General features: G+C 68.3%; 21 protein-coding genes. 14 read left to right on the plus strand and 7 right to left on the minus strand.

The features are described 5' to 3' along the window. Window positions 1-11 precede the first annotated feature (11 nt). The 5 genes from AC50X9_RS15025 to AC50X9_RS15045 all read right to left on the minus strand — a co-directional run bounded on the left by AC50X9_RS15025 (window position 12) and on the right by AC50X9_RS15045 (window position 8672). On the minus strand, window positions 12-1397 hold the full coding sequence (locus tag AC50X9_RS15025) for a M1 family metallopeptidase (protein ID WP_494894548.1): 1386 nt from the start codon (window positions 1395-1397) through the stop codon (window positions 12-14). A 41-nt stretch (window positions 1398-1438) separates the two neighbouring features. Further along, entirely contained in the window at window positions 1439-5317 is a 3879-nt protein-coding gene (locus AC50X9_RS15030) for a Pls/PosA family non-ribosomal peptide synthetase (protein ID WP_494894585.1), read from the minus strand. A gap of 205 nt (window positions 5318-5522) precedes the next feature. Continuing rightward, a complete protein-coding gene (locus AC50X9_RS15035) occupies window positions 5523-6488 on the minus strand; it encodes a quinone oxidoreductase family protein (RefSeq protein ID WP_494894549.1) in 966 nt (321 codons plus the stop codon). A 177-nt stretch (window positions 6489-6665) separates the two neighbouring features. Next, the gene (locus AC50X9_RS15040) at window positions 6666-7757 is read right to left on the minus strand and encodes a fatty acid desaturase family protein (protein ID WP_494894550.1); all 1092 of its coding nucleotides are present in this window, start codon (window positions 7755-7757) and stop codon (window positions 6666-6668) included. Between the two features lie 198 nt (window positions 7758-7955). Further along, window positions 7956-8672 (minus strand): hypothetical protein, encoded by a 717-nt coding sequence (locus tag AC50X9_RS15045; protein WP_494894551.1) that lies wholly within the window; start codon window positions 8670-8672, stop codon window positions 7956-7958. Window positions 8673-8785: 113 nt separating this feature from the next. Here AC50X9_RS15045 and argC point away from each other — a divergent pair, with 113 nt between their 5' ends. From argC to AC50X9_RS15090, 9 genes are all read left to right on the plus strand, one after another. Beyond that, window positions 8786-9817, plus strand: a complete 1032-nt coding sequence (argC, locus tag AC50X9_RS15050; protein ID WP_494894552.1) for an N-acetyl-gamma-glutamyl-phosphate reductase — start codon at window positions 8786-8788, stop codon at window positions 9815-9817. Continuing rightward, on the plus strand, window positions 9814-10980 hold the full coding sequence (gene argJ / locus AC50X9_RS15055; protein ID WP_494894553.1) for a bifunctional glutamate N-acetyltransferase/amino-acid acetyltransferase ArgJ: 1167 nt from the start codon (window positions 9814-9816) through the stop codon (window positions 10978-10980). Before argC ends, argJ begins: the two co-directional genes overlap by 4 nt. A 24-nt stretch (window positions 10981-11004) precedes the next feature. Continuing rightward, window positions 11005-11961 carry an acetylglutamate kinase gene (gene argB / locus AC50X9_RS15060; protein ID WP_494894554.1) on the plus strand — a complete coding sequence of 319 codons (957 nt, stop codon included), beginning with the start codon at window positions 11005-11007 and terminating at the stop codon, window positions 11959-11961. Then, window positions 11958-13286, plus strand: a complete 1329-nt coding sequence (locus tag AC50X9_RS15065; RefSeq protein ID WP_494894555.1) for an acetylornithine transaminase — start codon at window positions 11958-11960, stop codon at window positions 13284-13286. The genes argB and AC50X9_RS15065 overlap by 4 nt, the downstream gene beginning before the upstream one ends. 20 nt (window positions 13287-13306) lie before the next feature. Next, window positions 13307-14317: an ornithine carbamoyltransferase gene (argF, locus tag AC50X9_RS15070; protein WP_494894556.1), complete on the plus strand. Its 1011-nt coding sequence runs from the start codon at window positions 13307-13309 to the stop codon at window positions 14315-14317. After that, the gene (locus tag AC50X9_RS15075; RefSeq protein WP_494894557.1) at window positions 14317-14850 is read left to right on the plus strand and encodes an arginine repressor; all 534 of its coding nucleotides are present in this window, start codon (window positions 14317-14319) and stop codon (window positions 14848-14850) included. The genes argF and AC50X9_RS15075 overlap by 1 nt, the downstream gene beginning before the upstream one ends. Before the next feature lie 125 nt (window positions 14851-14975). Beyond that, complete coding sequence (locus AC50X9_RS15080) at window positions 14976-16181, plus strand: argininosuccinate synthase (protein WP_494894558.1); 1206 nt, start codon at window positions 14976-14978, stop codon at window positions 16179-16181. Between the two features lie 4 nt (window positions 16182-16185). Continuing rightward, on the plus strand, window positions 16186-17607 hold the full coding sequence (argH, locus tag AC50X9_RS15085; RefSeq protein ID WP_494894559.1) for an argininosuccinate lyase: 1422 nt from the start codon (window positions 16186-16188) through the stop codon (window positions 17605-17607). Window positions 17608-17680: 73 nt separating this feature from the next. Continuing rightward, window positions 17681-18211 carry a pyridoxine/pyridoxamine 5'-phosphate oxidase gene (locus tag AC50X9_RS15090; protein WP_494894560.1) on the plus strand — a complete coding sequence of 177 codons (531 nt, stop codon included), beginning with the start codon at window positions 17681-17683 and terminating at the stop codon, window positions 18209-18211. 114 nt (window positions 18212-18325) lie between these two features. Here AC50X9_RS15090 and AC50X9_RS15095 read toward each other — a convergent pair whose 3' ends face one another. Further along, a complete protein-coding gene (locus tag AC50X9_RS15095; RefSeq protein WP_494894561.1) occupies window positions 18326-18835 on the minus strand; it encodes a methylated-DNA--[protein]-cysteine S-methyltransferase in 510 nt (169 codons plus the stop codon). Next, a complete protein-coding gene (locus tag AC50X9_RS15100; RefSeq protein ID WP_494894562.1) occupies window positions 18832-20421 on the minus strand; it encodes a DNA-3-methyladenine glycosylase 2 family protein in 1590 nt (529 codons plus the stop codon). The genes AC50X9_RS15095 and AC50X9_RS15100 overlap by 4 nt, the downstream gene beginning before the upstream one ends. Before the next feature lie 102 nt (window positions 20422-20523). On the opposite strand from AC50X9_RS15100, the gene AC50X9_RS15105 reads away from it, so the two are divergent. The 5 genes from AC50X9_RS15105 to tyrS all read left to right on the plus strand — a co-directional run bounded on the left by AC50X9_RS15105 (window position 20524) and on the right by tyrS (window position 26301). Then, on the plus strand, window positions 20524-21228 hold the full coding sequence (locus tag AC50X9_RS15105) for a DNA-3-methyladenine glycosylase (RefSeq protein WP_494894563.1): 705 nt from the start codon (window positions 20524-20526) through the stop codon (window positions 21226-21228). Between the two features lie 97 nt (window positions 21229-21325). Next, entirely contained in the window at window positions 21326-21925 is a 600-nt protein-coding gene (locus AC50X9_RS15110; protein ID WP_494894565.1) for a hypothetical protein, read from the plus strand. A 47-nt stretch (window positions 21926-21972) separates the two neighbouring features. Then, window positions 21973-22494, plus strand: a complete 522-nt coding sequence (locus AC50X9_RS15115; protein WP_494894589.1) for an adenine phosphoribosyltransferase — start codon at window positions 21973-21975, stop codon at window positions 22492-22494. Between the two features lie 183 nt (window positions 22495-22677). Further along, window positions 22678-24906 carry a HelD family protein gene (locus AC50X9_RS15120; RefSeq protein ID WP_494894567.1) on the plus strand — a complete coding sequence of 743 codons (2229 nt, stop codon included), beginning with the start codon at window positions 22678-22680 and terminating at the stop codon, window positions 24904-24906. An 81-nt stretch (window positions 24907-24987) separates the two neighbouring features. Further along, complete coding sequence (gene tyrS, locus AC50X9_RS15125; RefSeq protein ID WP_494894569.1) at window positions 24988-26301, plus strand: tyrosine--tRNA ligase; 1314 nt, start codon at window positions 24988-24990, stop codon at window positions 26299-26301. The last annotated feature ends 534 nt before the right edge of the window (window positions 26302-26835 follow it).

The raw sequence follows: 26835 nt of genomic DNA on the forward strand, positions 1-26835 counted from the left end.
GGATGACCTGCCTAGCTGCCGGACGGCAGCGGCGGCAGGGCCTCCTCGTACAGCCACGGGTGCAGGAGAGCCTCGGTGTCGAGGCCGGTCGCATGGTCCGCGGCGAGAATGAACTGCGGTGTGGAGACGGAGCCATGGCGGTTCTGGCCCGCCCATTCGTGCAGAAGTGAGAAGAACGCCAGGTCGCCGCAGCGCAGGCGCAGGGCATGAAGTGCCAACGCCCCGCGCTTGTAGACCCGGTCATCGAACATCAGTTCCGGCCCCGGGTCGCCGATCAGCAGGTCCTGCCTGCCGGTGCTGAGCTTCCGCCAGGCGGCGGCGGCCCGTCGGGCCACCGGCATGACGCCGGCCTCTTCGGACCAGATCCACTCGGCATAGCAGGCAAAACCTTCATGCAGCCAGATGTCTTTCCAGGAGGCCGCCGTGAGCGAGTTCCCGAACCACTGGTGCGACAACTCATGGGCGATCAGGCGCTGGGACTCCCAGTCCTGCTCCAAGTGGTTGGGGCCGAAGATCGACAGGCTTTGCGCCTCCAACGGGATCTCCAGTTCGTCCTCCGCCACCACGACGGTGTACTCGGCGAAAGGATACGGGCCGAAGCAATCGATGAAGGTGCGCATCATCTCGGGCTGCCTCGCCAGTCCCTCACGGGCCTTGTCCGCCAGGGCGGCCGGAACGGCCGCGTGCTGCGGTACCTGCGCCGCCGGGCGCACCGGATTGAGGGCCAGGAGCTCGTAGCGGCCGATCTGAACGGTGGCCAGGTACGGTGCCATCGGCTCTGACTGCTCGTAGACCCAGGTTTCCCGGCTGGACCGGCTGGTGCGCCCGATCAGGATTCCGTTGCACACGGCCCGGTAATTGGCATCCGTGGTCACGGAGATCCGGTAGCTTGCCTTGTCCTGCGAGTGGTCATTGCAGGGGAACCAGGACGGTGCGCCGTTTGGCTGGCCCGCGACGAGCACGCCGTCGGTGAGTTCCTCCCAGCCCACTTCGCCCCACAGCCCGCGGCGGGGGGAGGGGTTGCCCTCGTAGCGGATGTCCAGGGTGAATTCCTCCCCCGGCAGCAGCGCGGCATCAGGAACGATAACGAGCTGGTCGGCCCGCTGGCTGAACCTGCGCACCCGCCTCCCGCTGAGCTGGATTTTGGTGGCGCGGAGTCCGGCCAGGTCCAGGACCAGGGCCGACGTCGGCCGTTGCGTGACGGCGTGCACCACGGCCCGCCCGGTCAGCCGGTTGCTGCTGAGCTTGTAATCGAGCTCAAGTTCATAGCGGGTGACACGGTAGGCATCGGTGCCGTGACCGGGCAGGTACGGATCAGGGGAGCCGGCCGCGTCGTCCGCGGGCAGGCCGCTTCCGGTGCCGGACGCGGCAGTGGACGTGAGAGGGGTGGAACTCATCAACGGGGACCTTCGGGATTGCAGGTGCGGTCGGGCAGGGGCTACTTCAGTTTGGCGGCAGGCACCGCAGGCCCGTCCCAGGGGCTCACCGGATTGCCCATCCAGTAGGTCGCGGCCGGCACCGTTTCACCGCGCATCACCAGGGATGCCGGGCCCACCGTGCCGCCCGTGCCGATCCGGGCCTGCGGGAGGATGACTCCGTGCGGTCCCATCGTTGCCCCGTCATCGAGCGTAACAGTGTCGATGCTCATGACCCGGTCGTGGAAGAGATGGGTCTGCACCACGCAGCCACGGTTGACCGTGGAGTTCCGGCCCAGCGTCACGAGGTCCGCTTCGGGCAGCCAGTAGCTTTCGCACCAGGTGCCGGCCCCGATCCTGGCGCCCAGGGCCCGGAGCCACCAAACCAGGGCAGGGGTGCCGGTGGCCGCCCGTGCGAACCAGGGGGCGCTGACCATTTCGATGAAGGTATCCACGACCTCGTTCCGCCAGATGAACGAGCTCCAGAGCGGATGCTCGCCCGGGCGGATGCGCCCCACCAGCAGCCATTTCGCCACGACAGCGCTGCCCGCTGCCACGGCCCCGGCCAGCAGGATCACCACTCCGCCGAGGACGGCCGCGATGCCGTAATTGAAGACAGCGGCGAGCCAGTCGAAGGCGAGGAAGACGCCGGCGGCGATGGCGACCGTTGCCACGACGGGGACAAAGCGGCACAGCTCCCACAGGGCCCGGGCGATCCTGAGCTTCAGCGGTGGCTCGTACGTCCTCGTGTCATCGGAGGCGATGGCGGTGCGCCGGAGCCGGACCGGCGGGCTGCCCAGCCAGGACGTCCCGGCCTTCGCCTTCGCCGGAGTGGCCGAAAGCACTGCCACGAGGGAGTTCTTGGGCACATTCCGGCCCGCCGCCGTCATCCCGGAGTTCCCCAGGAAGGAGCGTTTGCCGATCTTGGCGGGGGCGATCCGCAACCAGCCGCCGTCGAGCTCGTAGGACGCCACCATCGTGTCATCGGCGAGGAACGCGCCTTCGCCCACCGTGGTCATCTTGGGGATCAGCAGAACCGTCGAGGCCTCCACGTTCCTGCCGATCCTGGCCCCCAGCAGGCGCAGCCAGACCGGTGTGAAGAGGCTGGCGTAAATCGGGAACAGCAGGTCACGGGCCAGGTCCAGGACCCGTTCGGTGGCCCAGACCTGCCAGCCGATCCTGCTGCGCACCCGGTAATACCCTTCGGCCAGCCCCACGCCGAGGAGACGGGTGGTCAGCAGGATCAGCACGAGGTTGGTGAGGAGCCAGACCAGGGCGGCCAGCGGAAGGGACAGCACCAGCTGCGGCAGCGCGGCGCCCAGCGATGAGTTGCCCCGGATGAAGCCAAAGACGACGAGGGCCGCGGCAAAGGCGGAGAAATAGGGAATCAGGGCCAGGACGGCCGAGGCGGCGGCGAAGCCGGCAAACCAGAGCCGGCCGATCAGCGGATGCTCCGGGGGAGTGTCCGGCCAGGAGTGTTTGGCCTTGCCCCGCCGCTCGGCGGGGGACCCGGCGACAAGTTGCCCGGACTTGACCTTGCCCAGCACGGCCGAGCCCGGTTCCACCCGGGCTCCGGCGCCGATCGTGGCGCCGGGCATCAGCGTGCTGCGGGCACCGACCGTTGCGCCGGGCCCGATCCGGATGGCACCGATATGGACGATGTCGCCGTCGATCCACCAGCCGGACAAATCGACCTCGGGCTCGACGTTGCAGCCGGTGCCAAGCGAGAGCAGGCCGGTGACGGGCGGCAGCGAGTGGAGCTGGACGTTGCTGCCGATCTTGACCCCGAGGGCCCGCGCGTAATAGGGCACCCAGGGGGCACTGGCCAGGCTGACGGCGCCGGCGAGGTCCTGGATCTGCTCCGCCAGCCACAGGCGCAGGTGCACCCGGCCGGACCGCGGGTACGTGCCCGGCACGACCTTGCGGAGCAGGATCCTGGCCGCGGCAATGGAGATCAGCATCCGGCCCGCCGGACTGACGAAAACAAGCCAGGAGACACCGACCCACCACCAGGACACGGTGGGCGCTGCGGTGAAGCCGGCGAAGGAGGCGAGCAGATTGTTCGCCGCCATCAGGTAGGTCAGCCAGCGCATGCCGACCAGGATGTGCAGCGGAACGCCCATCAGGGTCTGGAAGACCTGGGATTTGCGTGCGGTGCGCCGGACCGTGCGCTCCGGGGCCGGCCCGGCGCCGCCCTCGGGCAGCGACTGGCGGGCGGTGTCGATGAGCGCCCCGATCCGGGGCGTGGCGTAAATGTCAGCCACCGTGATGGTGGGGTAGCGCACCCGCAGTGCTGAGACGAGCTGCGCGGCGGCGAGCGAGCCGCCCCCGTAGGCGAAGAAATCGGCGTCGAGGCCGGACACTGCACTTCCGAGCACCGCACTCCACTGCTCGACGATCCAGGCTGCGTCGTCCGGGAGGTTCAGCGGGGCCGCTTCGGTGTCGGCCGCCCCGGCCCCGGCCAGTGGCCAGGGCAGCGCGTGCCGGTCCACCTTGCCGCTGGTCTTGGTGGGCAGCGACTCGACCAGGGTCAGCAGCGGGATCAGCGGGGCCGGGAGGCTGGCGCCCAGCAGCTCCCGTGCGGCCGCCAGGTCGATCTCCCGGCCGCCGGCAGGGGCGAGATAGCCGACCAGGATCTGGTTGCCGGCCGCCGTCGTCTGTACCGTCGCGGCCGCGCCGGCGACATCCGGAAGCGCCTGCAGGGCGGCGTCGATCTCGCCCAGCTCGATCCGTCGGCCGCCGAGCTTGACCTGTTCGTCGGCGCGGCCCTGGAAGATCAGTCCCTCGGCTTCGTAGCGGACCAGGTCGCCGGAGCGGTAGGCGCGTGCCCAGCCCAGCGACGGCATGGGGGCATATTTCTCGGCGTCCTTGGCCGGGTCCAGGTAACGGGCCAGGCCGACGCCGCCGATGATCAGTTCGCCGACCTCCCCCTCCCCGACCGGCAGGGAATTGGCGTCCACGACGGCGAGGTCCCAGCCGTCCAGCGGCAGGCCGATCCGAATCGGACCCGGACCGCCCAGCGGGGCCGCGCAGGCGACGACCGTCGCCTCGGTGGGCCCATAGGTGTTCCAGACCTCGCGGCCTTCGACCGCGAGCCGCTCGGTGAGCTCCGGCGGACACGCTTCGCCGCCGAAGATCAGCAGGCGGACGCTCTCCAGCGACTCCACCGGCCAGAGTGCCGCAAGGGTGGGGACCGTGGAAACGACTGTGATGCCGTGGCTGATCAGCCACGGGCCGAGGTCCATGCCGGTCCGGACCAGGGCCCGGGGTGCCGGGACGAGGCAGGCGCCGTGCCGCCAGGCAAGCCACATTTCCTCGCAGGACGCGTCGAAGGCCACCGAGAGACCAGCCAGCACGCGGTCCTGCGGACCGATCGGATCGCCCTGCAGGAAGATCCGGGCCTCGGCGTCGACGAAGGCCGCCGCGGAACGGTGTTGCACCGCGACGCCTTTGGGGGTCCCGGTGGAGCCGGACGTGAAGATGACCCAGGCGTCGTCGTCGAGGCCGGCCGGCCGGGGGTCGGGGAACGGGCGGGCCCGCTCGCCCTCGGTCACCATTTCCCCGGTTCCGCTCAAGATCCCGGCAACCCGGGCCTCGCCGAAGACGAGTCGGGCCCGCTCTTCCGGGTCGTCCGCGTCGACCGGGACGTACGCCGCGCCGACCATCAGGATGGCCAGGATCGAGACGTAGAGCAGGTTGGTGCCGGAGGGTATCCGCACCCCGATCTTGTCTCCGGCTCCCATACCGGCCCGGTGCAGCTCCAGCGCCCTGGCCCGGACAGCGGTGATGAGCTGGGCGTAACTGAGCGACTCGTGGCCGTCGTCCAGGGCTGAGGCATCCGGGAAGCGCTCGGCGGTTTCCTGCAGGATGTCAACCAGGGTCCGCTCCGGCGGTGCGGCCAGCGAGCCCGGAAGCTGCGCCCCGAAAACGGGCTTGACGGTGGCGGTTCCCTGCGGAAAGTCGGCTTCTTGCGGTTGCTGCGGTTGCTCAGTCACGGGGGCATCTTCTCGGGCGTAGATGAACGGAGGGTGTCCGGGGTCGTCTGGCGTTCACATTTGGCGGCCGTCGGACCGTTCGCACACTGTGTTCCCGGGGGTGCCGGGGAGGTTATGGGACCAGGATCACCTTGCCGGTGGTGCGCCGCTGCTCCAGGTCATCGTGGGCCTGGGCAGCTTCCGCCAGGTCGTAGCGGGCGCCAATCCGGACCGTCAGGGTACCAGCGGACACCGCGGCGAAGAGCTCGTCCGAGCGCCAGCGGCGTTCCCGGGCATTCAGCACGAAGTGGGCGATCGTCGGGCGGGTCAGGTATAGCGAGCCGCCGGCGTTGAGCCGCTGCGGATCGATCGGCGGCACCGGTCCGGAGGCGGCGCCGAAGAGCACCAGCGTGCCGCGGATGCGCAGGGCAGCGAGCGAGCCGTCGAAGGTGTCCTTCCCGACGCCGTCGTACACCACGTCCGCGCCGGTCCCGTCGGTCAGTTCCCGCACCTTGGCGGCGAAGCCGTCGTAGCGCAGCACATGGTCGGCGCCGGCCTCGCGGGCCAGCTGCTTCTTGTCATCGGTGGAGACGGTGGTGATGACGCGGGCGCCCTTGGCCTTGAGCAGCTGGATCAGCAGCAGGCCCACGCCGCCGGCTCCGGCGTGCAGCAGGACGGTGTGGCCGGGCTCCACCTTGAACGAGGAATTGATCAGGTAGTGCGCCGTGATGCCCTGCAGCGGCAGGGCCGCGGCCGTGAAGATGTCCACGCCGCGGGGGACCGGCAGTGCCTTGTCCTCGTCGATCAGGGCGTAGCCGGCGTAGCAGTTGATGCCCTCGGCGGTGGCCACCCGGTCGCCCGGCGAGAACCCGGTGACGCCCTCGCCCAGTTCCTCCACGGTGCCCGAGGCCTCGGAGCCCGGCGTGAAGGGGTAATGCACCTTGTAGCTGCCGCTGCGCTTGTAGGTGTCGATGAAGTTCACGCCGACGGCGGCGACCTTGACCAGCAGCTGGCCCGGCCCCGGAACCGGGCGTTCCACCTCGGCCAGCGTGAGGACTTCCGGGCCCCCGGACTCGCGGGCGACGATTGCATGCATCATGTGGCTCCTTGCGTGGTCTGAATTGCGGCTTCTGAATTGCCTGGCCTGACCTGCCCGGGCTGAAACGTCCCGGCCCTGATCCTGCACCCATCCTAGGGACACCCGGCGGCAACGACGAAGTGACGGCCGGTATCCGGCCGTCACTCCGGGTCAAACAGCGCTTTATCGAACTGCCGCTTAGTAGCGGCGGGTCACCGTGGCCATCGGGCACTCGAAATGGCGTCCGGCGGAGAGGCCGACGTCGTTGAGGTAGCGGACGATGATGCCATAGGACTGCAGCAGCGTGGTCTCCGTGTACGGCACCTGGTGCTTCGCGCAGAACTCCCGGACGATCACTGCGGCCTTGTCGAGCTGGGGGCGGGCCATGTCCGGGAACAGGTGGTGCTCGGCCTGGCGGTTGAGGCCGCCGAGCAGGATGTCCATAAAGCGGCCGCCGGAGATGTTCCGGGACGTCAGGACCTGGCGGCTGAAGAAGTCCACACGGCTGTCGGCCGGCAGGACCGGCATGCCCTTGTGGTTCGGGGCGAACGAGGCCCCCATGTAGAAGCCGAACACCGCGAGCTGGACGGCGATGAACGCCAGCGCCATGCCCCAGGGCAGGAAGGTGAAGGCGAGGACCGGGAGCACGCTGAGGCGGGCCACGAGGATCGGGATTTCAACCCAGCGGTGCGTGACCTTGGCCCGCTGGAAGATGAACTTGATCGAGTCGATCTGCAGGCCCAGGCCCACAAGGAACAGCAGCGGGAAGAAAAGCCAGCCCTGTTTGCGGGTCAGGTAGGAAAAGCGTCCCTGCCGGGTCGCCGCCGCTTCGGGATAGAACGCGATGGCGCCCGTGGCGATGTCGGGGTCCTTGGAAATGACGTTCGGGTGGTTGTGGTGCGCACCGTGCTTCTGCTCCCACCAGGAGTAGCTGATCCCGGCGACCGAGGTGGCCAGGAGCCGTGCTGCCCAGTCATTGGCGCGGCGGGAGGCAAAGATCTGCCGGTGCCCGGCCTCGTGGGCCAGGAAGCTCAGCTGGGTGCAGAGGATGCCGATAGCCGCCGCGATGAGGAGCTGGAACCAGCTGTCACCGATCAGCGCGAAACCGAACCAGGTGGCGGTCATCAGCAGGACCAGAACGGAAAACACGGTGACGTAGAAACCCACGCGCCGTTCGAGCAGGCCCGCGGCCTTGACGGTCTTCAGGAGTTCCGAGTAGCTCAGGACGACGGCGTTGGGCTGGCGGACGCGCGATTTCGGTCGCTCCGGGGTGGCGGTGGTCAGGGTCATGGAGCGAGTGCCTCGAGACTGTTGCGGGCAACGCTGCATCCGACACTCGGACAGCACGGTCTGGATCACCCTTAACCAAGCATACGCCCCGCGGGATTACGCCAGCTTCCCCACCCGGCCGCCCGGGCCCCTTGCCGGAAGGCGGAAAATCGCTCCTTACCGGAGCATGGAAAATCAGCCGTTCCTGCTGGAGTGCAACTATCTGACGTTGCTTGGAGGGCGTAGGTACATTCTCAATTCCCACTTGTGTATTTTCAGGATTCGGACAGTTGCCTTGTAGCCGCCAACCAGGCCCTCGGCCACACAGGACGGATACCGTCCACCGTTAGTGCCGGTCAGATCGCATTCGCCTGTTTGTATTTTTACCTCCGACCAGCCGCTGGCATCCAGCACGTTCTGCAAATCGGCAACAGTGAACTCTTTATCCTCGGGCGCAGTCCACGTGCGCCTGATATTCGGGCATCCGTCGCCCATGATGTCGACACATGGCACGAATCCGGGGGCAGCAGAAAACCGGTCGCCATTGGTGCCAACTTCGCGGGTCAGCCCCGGAAGTTCTTTGAAGGTGCCGGCTGCGGCAACGATAGGCCTGGTATTGATTGTCTCGAAGGTTGCGGCCGTACCTACAAAAAGGACAAGCGCTGCCAAAGAAAAGCCCATCAAGCGGGCCGCAACTTTTCGGGATCCAAACCATCGAATGAAAAGTGAAACGATCACCACGAAAATTAGCGGGATGAAGCTTATCAGCGTGGCTTCGGTGCGCATGTAGAAGATGTCATGGTCCAGTCCCCAGCTGAAAACGAAGGCGCTGACCGCGGCAACCGCCGCGATCAGCGCAATGGGCAGTGTCAGCACCGCCAGGACCCGCGACGTGATCAGCGCCCACAGTGGCAATCTGTCGAAAAATGCCTTCATCACTACGTCCCCCCGGCCGTACGGTACCGCGGCCGTTGCCGCAGGGGCGGGCACGCGGCAATGGATGCATAAATATCGGCATCTATGCATACTCTTGCTGTATAGTCCTAGCTATGACTATTTCTGTTGCCGTCTCCGGCGCAAGCGGTTATGCCGGCGGCGAGGTGCTGCGGCTCCTCGCCGGCCACCCCGATGTCACCATCGGCGCCATCACGGCGCACAGCAACGCCGGTTCCAGACTAGGCGAATTGCAGCCTCATCTCCACGGTCTGGCCAGCCGCATTCTCGAAGACACCACGGTGGAGAACCTGTCCGGGCACGACGTTGTGTTCCTGGCCCTGCCGCATGGTGCCTCCGCGGCGATCGCGGCGCAGCTGCCGGCGGGCACCGTCGTGATCGACGCCGGGGCCGACCACCGCCTGGAGGATCCAGCGGCCTGGGAGAAGTTCTACGGGTCGCCGCATGCCGGCACCTGGCCCTACGGACTCCCGGAGCTTCCCGGCCAGCGCGACGCGCTCCGCGGCGCCAAACGGATCGCCGTCCCGGGCTGCTACCCGACGTCGGCCCTGCTGGCCCTCACTCCCGGCTTCAGCAACCACCTGCTGCAGGCGGACGACGTCGTCATCGTCTCCGCCTCCGGCACCTCCGGGGCCGGCAAGGCCGCGAAGGTCAACCTGATCGGCGCCGAGGTGATGGGATCGATGAGCCCGTACGGTGTGGGCGGCGGGCACCGGCATACCCCGGAGATCGAACAGGGGCTCTCCAAGGCCCTGAACGCTCCGGTCACCGTGTCCTTTACTCCCACGCTGGCCCCCATGAGCCGGGGCATCCTCACCACGGCCACGGCGAAAATCCGGCCCGGCGTCACCGAGGAGGAGCTCCGCCACGCCTGGACCGAGGCCTACGACGACGAGCCTTTCGTCCACCTGCTGCCGGAAGGCCGCTGGCCCTCCACCAAGTCCGTGCAGGGGTCCAACCACGCCGTGATGCAGCTGGCACTGGACGCGCACACCAGCCGCGTGATTGTCACCTGTGCCATCGACAACCTGACCAAGGGGACCGCCGGCGGGGCCGTGCAGTCCATGAACATCGCCCTCGGCCTGGCGGAAACCGCCGGCCTCGAACTGCAGGGAGTCGCACCATGAGCATCACCGCCCCCCAGGGATTCCGCGCCGCCGGCGTCACGGCCGGCCTGAAGACCTCCGGCAACCCGGACCTTGCCCTCGTCGTCAACGACGGACCCGCCAAGTCCGCCGCGGCCGTGTTCACCTCCAACCGGGTCGCCGCAGCGCCGGTGCACTGGTCCCGCGAGGTCGTCAAGGACGGCCGCGTCGACGCCGTGATCCTCAATTCCGGCGGAGCCAACGCCTGCACCGGCCCGCAGGGGTTTCAGAACACGCACAGCACCGCCGAGAAGACCGCCGCGGCGCTGGGCGTCTCCGCCACCGACGTCGTCGTCTGCTCCACCGGCCTGATTGGCGAGCAGCTCCCGATGGAGAAGATCCTCGCCGGAATCGGCGCCGCCACGGCAGCGCTCAGCGCTGACGGCGGATCCGATGCCGCCACCGCGATCATGACTACGGACTCGGTGTCCAAGCAGGCGGTCTTCACCGGTGCCGATGCCGCCGGCAAGGAATTCACCATCGGCGGCATGGCCAAGGGCGCCGGCATGCTCGCCCCCGGGCTCGCCACCATGCTGGTGGTCCTCACCACGGACGCGGACGTCCAGCCGGAGATGCTCGACGTCGTGCTCCGCGACGCCACCCGGGTCACCTTTGACCGGGCGGACTCGGACGGCTGCATGTCCACCAACGACACCGTGGTGCTGCTGGCCTCCGCGGCGTCCGGCGCGGTGCCCTCCGCCGTCGAGTTCGGCCGCGGCCTGACGCAGGTCTGTGCGGAGCTGGCCCGCAAGCTGATCGGCGACGCCGAAGGCGCCAGCCACGACATCGCCATCCGCACCTTCCGCGCCGCCAGCGAAAAGGACGCCGAGGTGGTCAGCCGGGCCGTCGCCCGCTCCAACCTCTTTAAGACCGCGATCTTCGGCAAGGACCCAAACTGGGGCCGTGTGCTCTCCGCCGTCGGCACCACCGACGCGGTGTTTGAGCCCGACCAGCTCAACGTGTCCATGAACGGCGTGCAGATCTGCCGCAACGGCAGCATCGGCGATGACCGCAGCCTTGTGGACCTGGAACCCCGCGAGGTCCTGGTCGAGATCGACCTCCGGGCCGGGGAGGCCGAGGCCACGATCCTGACCAACGACCTCACCACCGACTACGTCCACGAAAACAGCGCCTACTCCAGCTAGGCAGTTCCCGGAGGGACGAACAGCATGAACACCCAGACGCGCGAGACCACCTCCATGGCCGATGCCCAGAGCAAGGCCGGCACCCTGATCGAGGCACTGCCCTGGATCCAGCGCTTCGCCGGCACCACGATGGTGATCAAGTACGGCGGCAACGCCATGGTCAATGACGAGCTCCGCCGCGCCTTCGCCGAGGACGTCGTCTTCCTGCACCACGTCGGCATCCACCCCGTTGTGGTGCACGGCGGCGGGCCGCAGATCAATGCCATGCTCAGCCGGCTGGGCATCGAATCGGAATTCAAGGGAGGCCTGCGGGTCACCACGCCCGAGGCCATGGACGTGGTCCGGATGGTCCTCACCGGCCAGGTCGGCCGCGAGCTCGTCGGCCTGATCAACTCGCACGGCCCGTACGCCGTCGGGATGTCCGGCGAGGACGGCGGGCTGCTCCGCGCGGTCCGCACCGGCACCGTCGTCGACGGCGAGGAGGTGGACCTCGGCCTCGTCGGTGAAGTGATCGGAGTGAACCCGGAGGGAATCCTGGACATCGTCGCCGCCGGGCGGATCCCGGTGATCTCCACCGTGGCGCCGGAGATCTTCGACGACGGCAGCGGCGACCCGGGCTCCAGGCAGGCCCAGACCACCGGCCAGGTGCTCAACGTCAACGCCGACACCGCCGCCGCGGCCCTGGCCGAAGCCCTCGGCGCCTCCAAACTGGTGATCCTCACCGACGTCGAGGGACTCTTCGCCAATTGGCCGGACCGCTCCTCGCTGATCTCCTCGCTCACCGCGTCGGAACTGCGCGAGCTGCTGCCGCGCCTGGAGTCCGGCATGATCCCAAAGATGGAAGCCTGCCTCAAGGCCGTCGAGGGCGGCGTCGAACGCGCGCACATCGTGGACGGCAGGCTGCCGCACTCGATGCTGCTGGAAACCTTCACGACAGCGGGCATCGGCACGCAGGTTGTCCCGGACGAGGAAAGCAAATGACCCAGATCGAAACACCCACGGACCTTGAGCCCTCCCCGGTGGCGGAACTCGTCCATTCCCATGCCTCCGGCGCGCAGTGGCTGTCCCGCTACTCCTCCTCTCTGCTGGGCGTCTTCGGCACCCCGCAGCGGGTCCTGGTCCGCGGCTCAGGCTGCCTCGTCTGGGACGCCGACGGCAAGGAATACCTGGACCTGCTGGGCGGAATTGCGGTCAACGCCCTCGGCCACGCGCACCCCTTCGTCACCTCGGTGATCTCCAGCCAGCTCGCCACCCTGGGGCACGTCTCCAACTTCTTCACCAGCCCCACCCAGATCGCGCTGGCCGAAAAACTCCTGGACATCACCCGGGCCCCGGCCGGTTCCAAGGTGTTCTTCGCCAACTCCGGCACCGAAGCCGTCGAGGCCGCCTTCAAGCTGGCGCGGCGCAACACCGGCGGCGCCCCGGAGGGCGCCGGCCCGGACGCCTCAGCCCCGGCCAGTAGCGCCAGCCCGGACAGCCCGGAGAAGCCCCGCACCAAAATCATCGCGCTTGAGGGTGCCTTCCACGGCCGCACCATGGGCGCCCTGGCGCTCACCGCGAAGGAGGCTTACCGGGCGCCCTTCGCCCCGCTGCCCGGCGGCGTCGAACATATCCCGTTTGGCGACATTGACGCCCTGCGCGCCGCGGTGGACGAGACGGTTGCCGCCGTCTTCCTCGAGCCGATCCAGGGCGAGGCCGGCGTCCGCCCGCTGCCCGCCGGCTACCTCAAGGCCGCCCGGGAGGCCACCAGCGCCGCCGGCGCGCTGCTGATCCTGGACGAGGTGCAGACCGGGATCGGCCGCACCGGCAAGTGGCTCGCGAGCGAGGACGCAGGAATCGTGCCCGACGCCGTGACCCTCGCCAAGGGCCTCGGCGGCGGCTTCCCGATCGGCGCCCTCGTCACTTTCGGCCCGGAAACGTCCGCCCTGCTGACCGCCGGCCAGCACGGGACGACGTTCGGCGGGAACCCGGTCGCCACCGCCGCAGCACTGGCCACCCTGCACGTCCTCGAGAACCAGCAGCTGCTGGACCACGTCCGGACGGTGGGGGAGCAGCTGCGGGCCGGCCTCGCCACCATCGACGGCGTCACCGACGTCCGCGGCGAGGGCCTCCTGATCGGCTTCGACCTCGACGCCGACATCGCCCCGGCCGTCGTGACCGCCGGCCTCGACGCGGGCTTCATCGTCAACAGCCCCGGCCCGCACACGATCCGCCTCGCCCCGCCGCTGATCCTCAGCACCGAACAGGCTGACCGCTTCCTCGCGGCACTGCCCGCCCTCCTCCAGACCGCAAAGGACGCCCAGTGACCGCGACCAAGAATCCGACCGTGACTTCGACCAGCCGGGCCCGCCACTTCCTCAAGGACACGGACCTCAGCCCGGCCGAGCAGGCCGAGGTCCTGGACCTCGCCGTCCGGATGAAGGCCGCCCCCTACAGCGTGCAGCCCTTCGCCGCGGACGGCAGCGGGCGCAAGACGGTCGCCGTGATCTTCGACAAGACCTCCACCCGGACCCGGGTCTCGTTCGCCACCGGCGTGGCCGACATGGGCGGCAACGCACTCATCATCAACCCCGGCGAGGCGCAGATCGGCCACAAGGAATCCGTCGAGGACACCGCCAAGGTCCTGGAACGGATGGTCTCCACCATCGTGTGGCGCACCGGAGCCCACTCCGGGCTCGTCGCCATGGCCGGAAACTCCCGCGTGCCGGTCATCAACGCACTGTGCGATGACTACCACCCCTGCCAGCTGCTCGCCGACCTGCTCACCATCAAGGAGCACAAGGGCAACCTCAAGGGCCTCACTATGGCCTACCTCGGAGACTCCGCCAACAACATGGCCAACTCCTACCTGCTGGCCGGCGTCAGCGCAGGCATGCACGTCCGCATCGCCGGCCCCGACGGCTACCTGCCGTCCGCCGCCATCGTCGCGGCGGCCGAGGACCGCGCGGCGGAGACCGGCGGCTCGGTGCTCGTCACCATCGACCCGGCCGAAGCGCTGCTCGGAGCCGACGTTGTCGCCACCGACACCTGGGTGTCCATGGGGCAGGAGGACGAGAAGGAAGCCCGGCTGCAGCTGTTCCGCGACTACGCCGTCAACGAAGCGGCGATGAAGCTCGCGGCGCCGGACGCCGTCGTGCTGCACTGTCTGCCCGCCTACCGCGGCTACGAGATCGCCGCGGCCGTGATCGACGGCCCGCAGTCCATCGTCTGGGACGAGGCCGAAAACCGGCTGCACGCCCAGAAAGCCCTGATGGCCTGGCTGATGCACCGCTCCGGCCTCGCCGTGGTCGAAGGGCTGGCGCCGAACCGGGCGCTGACACCGAAGGCTCTCGGATAGTGTCCGTCCCGCCCGCCTCCCCGGGGGCCAGCCCGGCGACCAAGAGGGCCCGGCAGGCGCGGATCACCGCAATCCTGACCGGCGAATCTGTCCGCTCGCAGGCCGAACTCGCGGCGCTGCTCGCGGACGACGGCGTCCAGGTCACCCAGGCCACGCTGTCCCGGGACCTGGTGGAGCTGGGCGCTGTGCGGGTCCGCGGCAAGGAAGGCGTCCTCGTCTATGCGGTACCGGGGGAGGGCGGGGAACGCGCGGCCAAAAGCGGCGTCACCCAGGAGATCCTCGACGCCCGGCTGGCCCGGCTCTGCGCGGAACTGCTGGTGACCGCCGAAGCGTCCGCGAACATTGTGGTGCTGCGGACGCCGCCGGGCGCGGCCAACTTCCTGGCCCTGGCGATCGACCACTCGGTGATGCCCTCGATCCTGGGCAGCATCGCCGGGGACGACACCGTGCTGCTGGTCACCCGTGACCCGCTGGGCGGCGCAGAGGTGGCCGCCCGCTTCCTGCAGCTCGCCGAGGAAGCCGGCACCGGCTGACACCCGCAGGATTTTTTGAAAATTGGGCCCGCCACAGGGATGTGACAGGCTTTCAGTAGACAAGCTTGACCCCGCTATTTCCCGAACAACTCCCGCTATTTCCCTAACAACTAAGGAGCATTTCCGTGACTGAGCGTATTGTGCTGGCCTACTCCGGTGGCCTGGATACTTCCGTAGCCATCGGCTGGATTGGTGAAGCCACCGGCGCCGAGGTCATCGCCGTGGCGGTCGACGTCGGACAAGGCGGCGAGTCGCTGGAGACGATCCGGCAGCGCGCCCTGGGCTGCGGCGCCGTCGAGGCCTACGTGGCCGACGCGAGCGACGAGTTCGCCAACGAGTACTGCATGCCCACCCTGAAGGCGAACGCCCTCTACCAGGGCCACTACCCGCTGGTTTCCGCGATCTCCCGCCCGGTGATCGTCAAGCACCTGGTCAAGGCCGCCCGCGAATTCGGCGCCACCACCGTCGCCCACGGCTGCACCGGCAAGGGCAACGACCAGGTCCGCTTCGAAGTAGGCATCCAGACCCTCGGGCCGGACCTCAAGTGCATCGCACCGGTCCGCGACCTCGCCCTGACCCGCGACAAGGCCATCGCCTTCGCCGAGGAAAAGGGACTGCCGATCGAGACCACCAAGAAGAACCCCTACTCGATCGACCAGAACGTCTGGGGCCGCGCCGTCGAAACCGGCTACCTCGAGGACATCTGGAATGCCCCCACCAAGGACATCTACGACTACACCGCCACGCCGGAATTCCCGCCGGCCCCGGATGAGGTCACCATCTCCTTCGAAGCCGGCATCCCGGTCGCGATCGACGGCGTCAAGGTCACCCCGCTGCAGGCCATCAAGGAACTGAACCGCCGCGCCGGCGCCCAGGGCGTCGGCCGGATCGACGTCGTCGAGGACCGCCTCGTCGGCATCAAGTCCCGCGAAATCTACGAGGCACCGGGGGCGATGGCGCTGATCACCGCGCACAAGCACCTCGAGGACATCACGGTCGAACGCGAGCAGGCCCGCTTCAAGGCCACGGTCGGCCAGCGCTGGTCCGAGCTGGTCTACGACGGACAGTGGTTCTCCCCGCTCAAGCGCTCCCTCGACGCCTTCATCGAGGACACCCAGCGCTACGTCACCGGCGACATCCGCATGGTGCTGCACGGCGGCCAGGCGATCGTCAACGGACGCCGCTCGGACACCTCGCTCTACGACTTCGACCTCGCCACCTACGACACCGGCGACACCTTCGACCAGTCGATGGCCCGCGGTTTCATCGAGCTGTGGGGCATGTCCGCCAAGGTTGCCTCCGGCCGCGACATCCGCGTCGCAGGACAGTAGCCCGGTGGCTGAGCAAAAAACGAACACGGGCGCGCTGTGGGGCGGCCGGTTCGCCGGCGGCCCCGCCGACGCCCTCGCCGCGCTGAGCAAGTCCACGCACTTTGACTGGCGGCTGGCCCGCTACGACATCGCCGGATCCCAGGCGCACGCCCGCGTGCTGCACAAGGCCGGGCTGCTGGACGACGCCGAACTCGAGGGCATGCTTGCCGCCCTGGCCCGGCTGGACGAGGACGTTGCCTCCGGCGCGTACCTGCCCGCGGAGTCCGATGAGGACGTGCACGGATCGCTGGAACGCGGGCTGATCGAGCGCGCCGGCACCCAGCTCGGCGGCAAGCTCCGCGCCGGCCGTTCCCGCAACGACCAGGTGGCCACGCTGGGGCGGATGTTCCTGCGCGACCACGCCCGGATCATCGCCCGCGGCGTGCTCGCCACAATCGATGCGCTGGTGGATCAGGCCAAGGCCCACCAGGGCGTGGCCATGCCGGGCCGCACGCACCTCCAGCACGCCCAGCCGGTGCTGCTCAGCCACCACCTGCTGGCCCACGCCTGGGCACTGCTGCGCGATGTGCAGCGGTTCCAGGACTGGGACAAGCGCGCCGGCGTCTCGCCCTACGGCTCCGGCGCCCTCGCCGGCTCCTCGCTGGGACTGGACCCGGAGGCCGTGGCCGCGGACCTGGGCTTCTTCTCCGCCACGCACAACTCGATCGACGGCACCGCCTCCCGCGACGTCTTCGCCGAGTTCGCGTGGATCACGGCCATGATCGGCGTGGACCTGTCCCGGGTTTCCGAGGAGGTCATCCTGTGGGCCACCAAGGAGTTCTCCTTCGTGACCCTGCACGATTCCTACTCCACCGGCTCCTCGATCATGCCGCAGAAGAAGAACCCCGACGTGGCCGAACTGGCACGCGGCAAGGCCGGCCGGCTGATCGGCAACCTGACCGGGCTGCTGGCCACCCTGAAGGGCCTGCCGCTCGCGTACAACCGCGACCTGCAGGAGGACAAGGAACCGGTCTTCGACGCCGCCGACACGCTGGAGGTCCTGCTCCCGGCAGTCTCCGGCATGATCGCGACCCTGACCTTCAACACCGAACGGATGGAATCGCTCGCCCCGCAGGGCTTCGCGCTGGCCACGGACATCGCCGAATGGCTGGTCCGCCAGGGCGTTCCGTTCCGCGAGGCGCATGAACTCTCCGGTGCGGCGGTCAAGCAGGCCGAAAGCCGCGGCGTGGAACTCTGGGACCTCACGGACGAGGAATACGCCGCCATCTCCGAGCACCTGACGCCCGAGGTCCGCACGGTCCTCAGCACCGAAGGCTCGCTGAACAGCCGGAACTCCCAAGGCGGCACGGCACCGGCCGCCGTCGAGCGCCAGCTGCTGGCCCTCGAGGCCGAGCTCGCCGCCGTCCGCGGGTACGCCGGGCAGTAGGCGCCGGCGGAAGTCCAGGCCGTCCCACCCGCGTGGTCGGGACGGCCGGGACTTTCTTCGTTAAGGTGGGCGGATGAGCGAATCCTTGCGCCAATTGCTGCGTGCCCTGCCGGACTTCCCCGAGCTGCTCCCGGACTTCGACCCGGCCGGTGCGCCCGCGGACCCGGCGGAATTGTTCCGGCAGTGGCTCGACGAGGCGCTGGACGCCGGGGTGCCGCAGCCCAACGCCTGCAGCCTGGCCACGGCGGACGGGCTCGGGCGGCCCTCGTCCCGGATGCTGATCCTGAAGGACATCGACGACGACGGCTGGCACTTCGCCACGTCCCGCGCCTCGCGGAAGGGCCGGGAACTCGCCGCGAATCCGCAGGCTGCCCTGAACTTCTACTGGCAGCAGCAGGGCCGGCAGGTCCGCGTCGCCGGCGGCGTGGTGGAACTCTCCGCTGCGGCGTCCGCGGCGGACTGGCACGCCCGGCCCGGCGCCGACGGCAGCGACAACCCGGACTGGCAGCTCTACGCCATCCGGCCGCGGGAGATCGAGTTCTGGCAGGCCCGCCAAGACCGTCGGCACATCCGGCACCGCTACGGCCAGCGGCAAACCGGTTAGTCAGGCTGCCACACGCCCCGCCACGCCCCCGGCACAGCCCCGGCACAGCCCGCCGAGGCCAGACTTCGCGCCCGTGTTTTGACGGAGCATGGGCGCGAGGTCAGACTTCGGCGTTCACCGGGGCCCGGCCAGCTGGCGCTCCCGGTCCAGCAGGCTTTCCTTGATGGCCAGCCCCCAGCGGAAACCGCCCAGGCTGCCGTCGGTGCGGATCACCCGGTGGCAGGGGACGAACAGCGCGGCCGCGTTGAACGCGCAGGCGCTGGCCGCGGCGCGGACCGCCCTGACATTCCCGGCGAGCTCCGCGTACTCGGTGTAGGTCACGGGGTGTCCCGGTGCGACGGTCCGGAGCATGTCCCAGGCATGGCCGCGGAAGGGACCGGATTTCTGCAGCACCGGCACCGCCATGGCCGCGTCGGGACGGCCGGCGTAGAACTCCTCCACGGCGTCGGAAATGGCGCCGAGCCCACTGACGGTCTCGAAACCGCCCGGCAACAGGTCCGCGTGGATCTGCCCGGTCAGCTCGCCGGGAACGGCGGTCCAGCCGGAGGACAGCACGGCGCCGTCGCTGGCAATGATGGTGAACGGACCGTCCGGGGTGGACATGGTCAACAACTGGGCTTTCATCGATTCGCTTTCTTGGGGGCATGCGGTGTTGTCTGCGTTGGGGCCAGTGCCGGAGCCGGAGCCGGGGATGGTTTGCGTGCCGCGGCCTGGGCGGCCGCGGCCGCGCGCCACAGGTGCATGGTGGCGTACGAGCGCCAGGGACTGAGTTCCCGGAAGTCAGGACTCGGACGGGTTCCAGGACTCAGGTGCGTTTCAGGGAACCCTGCGGCGGCGCCGTTGGACGGAGCGAGCGAGCGGATGCCGTTCCGCACAGCCGCGTCGTTGGCCAGGAACACATCCGGGGCGCCGATCACCCGCATCGCGACGTAGCCCACCGTCCATGGCCCGACGCCGGAGAGTGGCAAGAGTTTGGACTCCAGTCCCGGCAGGTCGTCGCCATAGCCGAAATCGAGTTTGCCGGAGGCCATTGCGGCGGCAGCACCCCGGACCGAGTCGATGCGGCGCTGCGGGCCGCGGAGCAGTCCGAGACCGCTCTCCGCGATCTGCGCCGCAGTGGGGAACAGCCGGTCCAGCCCGTCCGCCGGAACAAGGCTAGGACTCCCGGCCGCGGACAGTTGGACCAGGGCGGTCCGGGCCGCGGCGACGGTGATCTGCTGGCCGATCATCGCCCGGATCAGCAGCTCCTGCGGATCCACCGCCCCCGGCATCCTGATGCCGGGTGTGGCGGCGATGCTGGCGGAAAGCCGCGGATCGGAACCCAGTGCACTGTCGATGGCGACCGGGTCGGCGTCGAGATCCAGCAGCCGGCGGACCCGGCTCAGCAGGGAGGGCAGGTCCCGCAGGTCGACGGCGCCGATGGTCAGCACCAGCGGACGGCCCGGGGCTCCGGCGTCGTAGTCCACCCGGAACCGTGCATCGCCGTGCGCGAGCCGCAGCGTCCGGGCGTAGGAGGTGGCGGATCCCTCCTCGATGCCCGGGATGGCGCGGACTGCGAGGAAACCAAACACCCCCGGATCGAACGGCTCGCGGTATGGCAGGTTTAGGGTCAGCGCCGTGGACGACACCGCGGTCGAAGCAGGCGACCGGGGGTGCCGGGCGGTGGCCCGCAGCGCCGAGGGGGTCATCGCGAAGACTTCGCCGATGGTCTCGTTGAACTGGCGCACGCTGCTGAAGCCGGCGGCGAAGGCAATGTCGGCCACCTTCATGGTTGTGGAGACGAGCAGGGTGCGGGCCGTCTGGGCCCGGCTGGCCCTCGCCAATGACAGCGGTCCCGCGCCGAGCTCGTGGCTCAGGATCCGGTTCAGCTGACGCGAGGAGTAGCCCAGCCGGGCTGCGAGCCCCTCCACGCCGTCGCGGTTGATCACACCGTCGTTGATGAGCCGCATCGCCCGGCCGGCGATGTCGGAGCGCAGGTTCCAGGCCGGGGTGCCGGGGACGGCTTCCGGCAGGCAGCGTTTGCAGGCCCGGTAGCCTGCGTCGTGCGCGGCGGCCGAGGTCTCGTAGAAGGTGACATTCCCCGCTTTCGGGGTCCGGGCCGGGCAGGAGGGCCGGCAGTAGATGCCCGTGGTGCGGACAGCGGTGTAGAACTGCCCGTCGAACCGGGTGTCCCGGGCGTCGATTGCCCGGTAGCGCTGCCAGAAGTCCATGGGTTCATCCTGCCAGCTTCCCGGGGCTGCTGCTAGCGGAAATCGGACACGGCCGTGGCGGGGGAGGGGGCGGTTCTTTGTTAAGGTCGGAGCATGGGTTTGATGCCTCCAGTCTCTGTGACCGGCCATGGACTGCCCGGTGCCGGGCACTCCGCCGCCGAACGGCCGGCCGGCGGGCTCCCCGCCGGCGGACTGCGGGAGCTGCTGTCCGCCGACGCGCGGCGGGTGGCGCCGCTGCTGCTCGGGGCGGTGCTGACGCATGCTGGGCCCGACGGCCTGGTTTCGGTGCGGATCACCGAGGTGGAGGCGTACCTCGGTCCGCACGACTCGCTGCACCCGGATCCCGGCTCGCACACCTTTCGTGGCCCCACCGCCCGCAATGCCCCGATGTTCGGCCCCGCCGGGCATCTGTACGTCTACTTCACGTACGGGCTGCACCACTGCGCCAACATTGTGTGCGGCCCGGAAGGCACCGCCTCGGCTGTGCTGCTGCGGGCCGGCGAAATCGTGGCCGGGGAGGAGCTGGCGGTGCTTCGCCGGCCGACGTCGAAATCCCCCAAGGACCTGGCAAGCGGCCCGGCACGGCTGGCGACAGCGCTCGGGATCACGACGGCGGACAGCGGCCGGGACGCCCTCGGGACCCCGTTCCGGCTGGAGCTGCCGGCCGGACCGCCGAGGGACGTCAGCTCGGGACCCCGCGTCGGTGTTTCCGGCGACGGAGGCACCCACGACTACCCCTGGCGCTTCTGGCTCAGCGACGACCCGACAGTGTCCCGGTACAAAGCAGCGAAGCGGCGCCCGTCCTGACAGGCCAAGATCGTGGGGACGTGGGGACGTGGGGACGTGGGGACGTGGTTCCCGGGGCAGCGGGACAGCGGGACAGCGGGGGGAAGGAAAACGAGCCATGGGTGAGGGCAAGCGCGGGAAACCACGCAGCGAGCTCGAAAGGCTCGAGATCTTTGAGAAACTGGCCGCCGACTACTTCCGTATGGTCGAACTGTTCACCGCTGAGGACGGCCCGGTGCCGACGGATTACCTCGAGCGGGAGCGCCGGCATTGGGTGGAGCTCTACCGGGCCGCGCTGCTGCGCAAGTTCATCGTCCGGGACGAACACGTGTCCCTCAAGCTGGTGGTGCGGGCCCTCCGCGCCTGCAACTACAAGGCGGACCGCAAGCTCGCCGACTGGGCCGATGAAGTGGCTGCCCTGTTCACCGCCGAGATGGTGCAGGGCCGGCAGCATCCGGATCCGGGACCCGCGACGAATGACGGACGTGACCTGTTCGAGGACGTTCTCTACGGACGGCTCCTGCACGGCGACGCCGACCGGTTCCACCGTTCCGCCTGGGCGATGGACCACGACCGCGTGAGCGCGGCGGCGGTCCAAAGGTTCGAGGCGGAGCGGGCGCTGCGCAAGGCGCTCGACGTCGTCCGCTACGGTTTCGCGAACGACCTCCTGCGGTCTCCGCCCGCCCTGCCCGACGGGGCCAGTAAGGTTGACGGGTGAATCAAAGCGAGCAGCACCAGAACACGATGACCATAGCTGAGACCGCCATGCCGGTGGATGAACTGATCACCAGCCTGTGCGCCACCATCCCCGACTACCCCAAGCCCGGCATCGTCTTCCAGGACCTGACCCCCGTTTTCGCCGACGGCGCGGCGCTGAAGGCTGTTGTGCATGCCCTGGTGGAGCCGTTCCAGGGCCAGTTCGACGCCGTCGCCGGTGTGGAGGCCCGCGGCTTCCTGCTGGCTGCCGCAGCGGCGTACGCCACCGGCACCGGCGTCATCACCGTCCGCAAGGCCGGTAAGCTGCCGCGTGAAGTCGTCTCGGAGGACTACGCCCTCGAGTACGGCAACGCCACGCTGGAACTGCACACCACCGACCTCGCACCCGGCAGCCGGGTCCTGATCCTTGACGACGTCCTCGCTACCGGCGGCACACTCGGCGCCGCGGTGCGGCTGTTCGAACGCTGCGGCGTGGCGGTGGCCGGGGTGGGTGTGGTCCTGGAACTCGGCGACCTTGCTGGCCGCTCGGCGCTGCAGGGCCACCGGGTCAGCTCGCTGCTGCGCCTGTAGCCCCCGGCTCCAGCCCCGCCTGTGGCCCGCAGAGGGTGCCGGGAGGCGGGCGGGGGCCACAGGGCACTGTGGACGATTCTCCGCCCGTCGGTAGAATGCCTGCAAAAAACAGACATGTGCTGATGGGAAGACGGGAATGGCTGTAGAATGGTTGGTCTGTCTTTTTCGATAGGGGAACGCTCAATGCACGACGCTGATTTGGCCCATGAACGCGATTATGTGGCCGGACTTTACGCCCGGCTGGATGAGCTGCGGGCGGAAAAGCGCGCCCAGCTGGCTCAGGTACGGCGTGCCGGTGCGGTGGGTACCATGCAGAACGTCTCCGAGCGGGACGCGTTCGCGGCGCTGTACGAGGACCGCCTGGCGCAGCTCGACGCCGTCGACGACCGGCTGGTGTTCGGCCGCCTCGACCTCGACTCCGGGGAAGCCCAGTACATCGGCCGCATCGGCCTGACCACTGACGACCTCCAGCGACTCATGCTGGACTGGCGCGCGCCCGAAGCCGGCCACTTCTACCAGGCCACCGCGTTTGACCGGCAGGGTGTGCGCCGCCGCCGCCACCTGATCCTGCAGGGCCGCGAGGTCAAGGCCATCGAGGATGACGTGCTCGACGCCGACCTGCTCGCCGACAGCGACTCCCTCCAAGGCGAGGGTGCCCTGCTGGCCGCCCTGAATTCCAAGCGGACCGGACGGATGTCCGACATCGTCGGGACCATCCAGTCCGAGCAGGACCGGATCATCCGCTCCTCGATCTCGGGTGCCCTCGTGGTCCAGGGCGGTCCGGGCACCGGCAAAACCGCCGTCGCGCTGCACCGCGCCGCCTACCTGCTCTACACCCACCGCGACCGGCTCAAGACCGCCGGCGTCCTGCTGGTGGGACCGTCGTCGTCGTTCATGAAGTACATCGAGCGGGTCCTGCCATCGCTCGGCGAAACCGGCGTTGTGATGGCGAGCGTTGGCCGCCTGATGCCGGGCATCCATGCGGTCGCGGAGCCCGAATCCGACGTTGCGGCCATCAAGGGCCGGCTGGCTATGGCCGAGGTCGTGGCGAACGCCGTGGCCAACCGTCAGCGCATTCCGGCGGAAAACCGCATCCTCGAAGTCGACGGGCGCAAACTGCTGCTCACTCCCCGGCAGGTCCGCCGCGCCAGGGACCGGGCCCGTTCCACCGGCAAGCCGCACAACGAGGCCCGGGTCTCGTTCGTGAAGATGCTGCTGCGCGAACTGACCGAGCAGATGACCGAACTTGTCGAAGCCGGCAGCCTCGGCAACAACGCCGACCGCTCCTATCTTGCCGAGGATGTCCGCTCCGCCCGCGATGTCCGCATCGCCCTCAACCTGTGCTGGATGCCGATGACGCCGGAGAAGCTCATTGGTGAACTCCTCAGCAAGCCGGCGATCCTTGCAGCCTGCACCCCGGGGCTCACGCCGGCCGAACGTGAACTGCTGCTTCGTCCCGCCGATGCTCCGTGGACCGAAGCGGACGTGCCGCTGCTGGACGAGGCCGCCGAGCTCCTCGGCGAACTCGACGCCGCCGCCGGCCGGGGACTGGCCCAGCAGGAGCACGACCGGGCCCGCGATCTTGCCAACGCCAAGCAGACGCTGGTCAACATGGAAACCGCCGGCGTGGACGTCCTGATCTCCGCCGAAGAACTCGTGGACCAGAACCAGGAACGCGAGTCCAGGCTGACCGCCGCCGAGCGCGCCACGACTGACCGGAGCTGGGCGTTCGGGCACATCGTCGTGGACGAGGCCCAGGAGTTGTCGCCGATGCAGTGGCGGCTGCTGGTCCGCCGCTGCCCGCTGAAATCCTTTACCATCGTGGGCGACATTGCCCAGACAAGCTCCGTGGCAGGCGCCAATTCCTGGCAGGGCGCCCTGGCGCCCATGTTCGGCGACCGGTGGCAGCTTGAGGAACTCACTGTCAACTACCGGACCCCTTCGCAGATCGCCGAAGCTGCAGCCCGGATGGCCAACGCGGCGGGGCTGGTCGTCTCCGCGCCGAAGGCGGTCCGTGAGGGGCGCTGGGCGCCGCTGATCGACCGGGTCGAGCCGGGCCAGATCATCAGCAAGCTCGTGGAGGTTCTGCCGGAGGAGCTCGACGCGCTGGAGGGCGGCCTGCTGGCCGTCATTGCCGACGGCGAGCTCCTTCCGCAGGCGACTGCCGCGCTGCGCGCTGTCTACGGCCGCCGCGTCGGGACGGATGCCGGCAGCTACGTGCAGGACATCGTGGTGATCAGTCCTCGGGAGGCCAAGGGCCTGGAGTTCGACGGCGTCGTGGTGCTGGAGCCGTCCGCGATGCTGAACCATGAACACGGGCGCGTCGGCGACCTGTATGTGGCCATGACCCGTCCCACCCAGCGGCTGCGGCTCATCGCCGCCGCCGTTGTGCCCGCCGGGATCGAAGAGTAGGACCCGCAGCCCGCGGTCCGGCGGCGGGTGGCTGACGGTCACACGCGCTGGGGGTGCCTTGATCCTGCTACCTTTGATTGCGTGTCCCAGCTAAATGATCTCCGTTCCCAGCAGAATGACCCCAGCTTCGCCAATGTCTGGCAGGAGTTGAAATGGCGCGGCCTGGTCCACGTCTCCACGGATGAGGCGGAGCTTGAAAAACTTCTCGCCGGCGATCCCGCGACGTACTATTGCGGCTTCGATCCGACGGCACCGAGCCTGCATCTGGGAAACCTGGTCCAGTTGCTGCTCATGCGCCGGATCCAGTTGGCGGGGCACAAGCCCCTCGGCCTCGTCGGAGGCTCCACGGGCCTGATTGGTGATCCGCGGCAGACCGCTGAGCGGGTGCTGAACACTCCTGAGACCGTCGCCGAATGGGTAGGTAAACTGCAGGATCAGGTCCAGCGTTTCCTCAGCTTCGAGGGGGAGAACGCTGCCCGGATGGTCAACAACCTGGACTGGACGGCGCCGCTGAGCGCCATCGATTTCCTGCGCGGGATCGGCAAGCACTTCCGGGTCGGCACCATGATCAAGAAGGACATTGTTGCCAACCGCCTCAACTCCGATGAGGGGATCAGCTACACGGAGTTCAGCTACCAGATCCTTCAGGGTATGGACTACCTTCAGCTGTTCCGGGATTACGGCTGTGTCTTGCAGACCGGCGGTTCGGATCAGTGGGGCAATCTCACCAGCGGCACCGATCTCATCCGCAAGGTCGAGGGCGAGCATGTCCACGCTCTGGGGACGCCCCTGATCACCAACTCCGACGGCACCAAGTTCGGCAAGAGCGAGGGCAACGCCATCTGGCTTGATCCGGAGATGTGCAGCCCGTTCGCGTTCTACCAGTTCTGGCTCAACACGGCGGACAGCGACGTTGCGGCACGCCTGAAGGTGTTCACCTTCCTGAGCCGCGCCGAGATCGAGGCCCTGGAAGCAGCCGTTGCCGAGCGGCCCTTTGCCCGGGAGGGCCAGCGGAAGCTGGCCTACGAAGTGACCTCCCTCGTCCACGGCGTGGAGGCCACGGAGAAAGTCATCGCAGCGTCGGCCGCAGTTTTCGGCAACGGCGACCTCGGTGCCCTGGACGAGGCCACGCTTCGGGCGGCCACCGCGGAATTGCCGTCCGCCACGGTCGACGCCGCCGGCCTGGGCATCGTGGACCTGCTGGTGGCGACCGGTCTGTCGGAGAGCAAGTCAGCCGCCCGCCGCACAGTGGGGGAGGGCGGGGCCTATGTCAACAACGCCAAGGTGGCTGATCCGGATGCTGTTATCGACCCGGCCCAGCTCTTGCTCGGCCGCTACCTGCTGTTGCGCCGGGGCAAGAAGAACCTGGCAACCGTGGAAGTATCCGCGCTCTAGTCCGACCACCGGCCGGACTGCTGTGACATCCGCACGCTCCTCCCCGATCCACTTGCAAGGTTGGGGGGGGAGCGTGTATTATTTTTTGAGTCGCCACCGATGAGTGGCGGCCACCCCAACAAAAATATGAGAAGCAATTCTTCTAGCGCTTTCGGTTCCCCTGGAGCCCCTGTGCAGAAATGAATAATTTGCTTCACATTTTGGTGGGTTCATTCGATCCACTGAATGAAATTTGGATGAAAATCCGGATTTGCAAAGTGGATATGAATGAAATAAGCTTGAAATATCGCAGCGAAGAAAAGCTGAAACAAAAGAATTCAATTACTTTGAATTGTTTCTGTGAATACTTTGAATGTGTCTGTTGTTTGAGAACTCAATAGTGTGCCAAGTTTGTTGATACCAATTTATTGTATTGAATTGGTTGAATTGACCAGGTCCGCCACCCCGTGGTGTGGTCTGGTTTTTACAGCTGGTTTCAAATTTTGTGCAGCTGGCATGTCCCGTTTTCCCGGGGGTGTTGGTTGTGTCTGTTTT

The organism is Pseudarthrobacter sp. HLT1-3 (genome assembly GCF_059383535.1).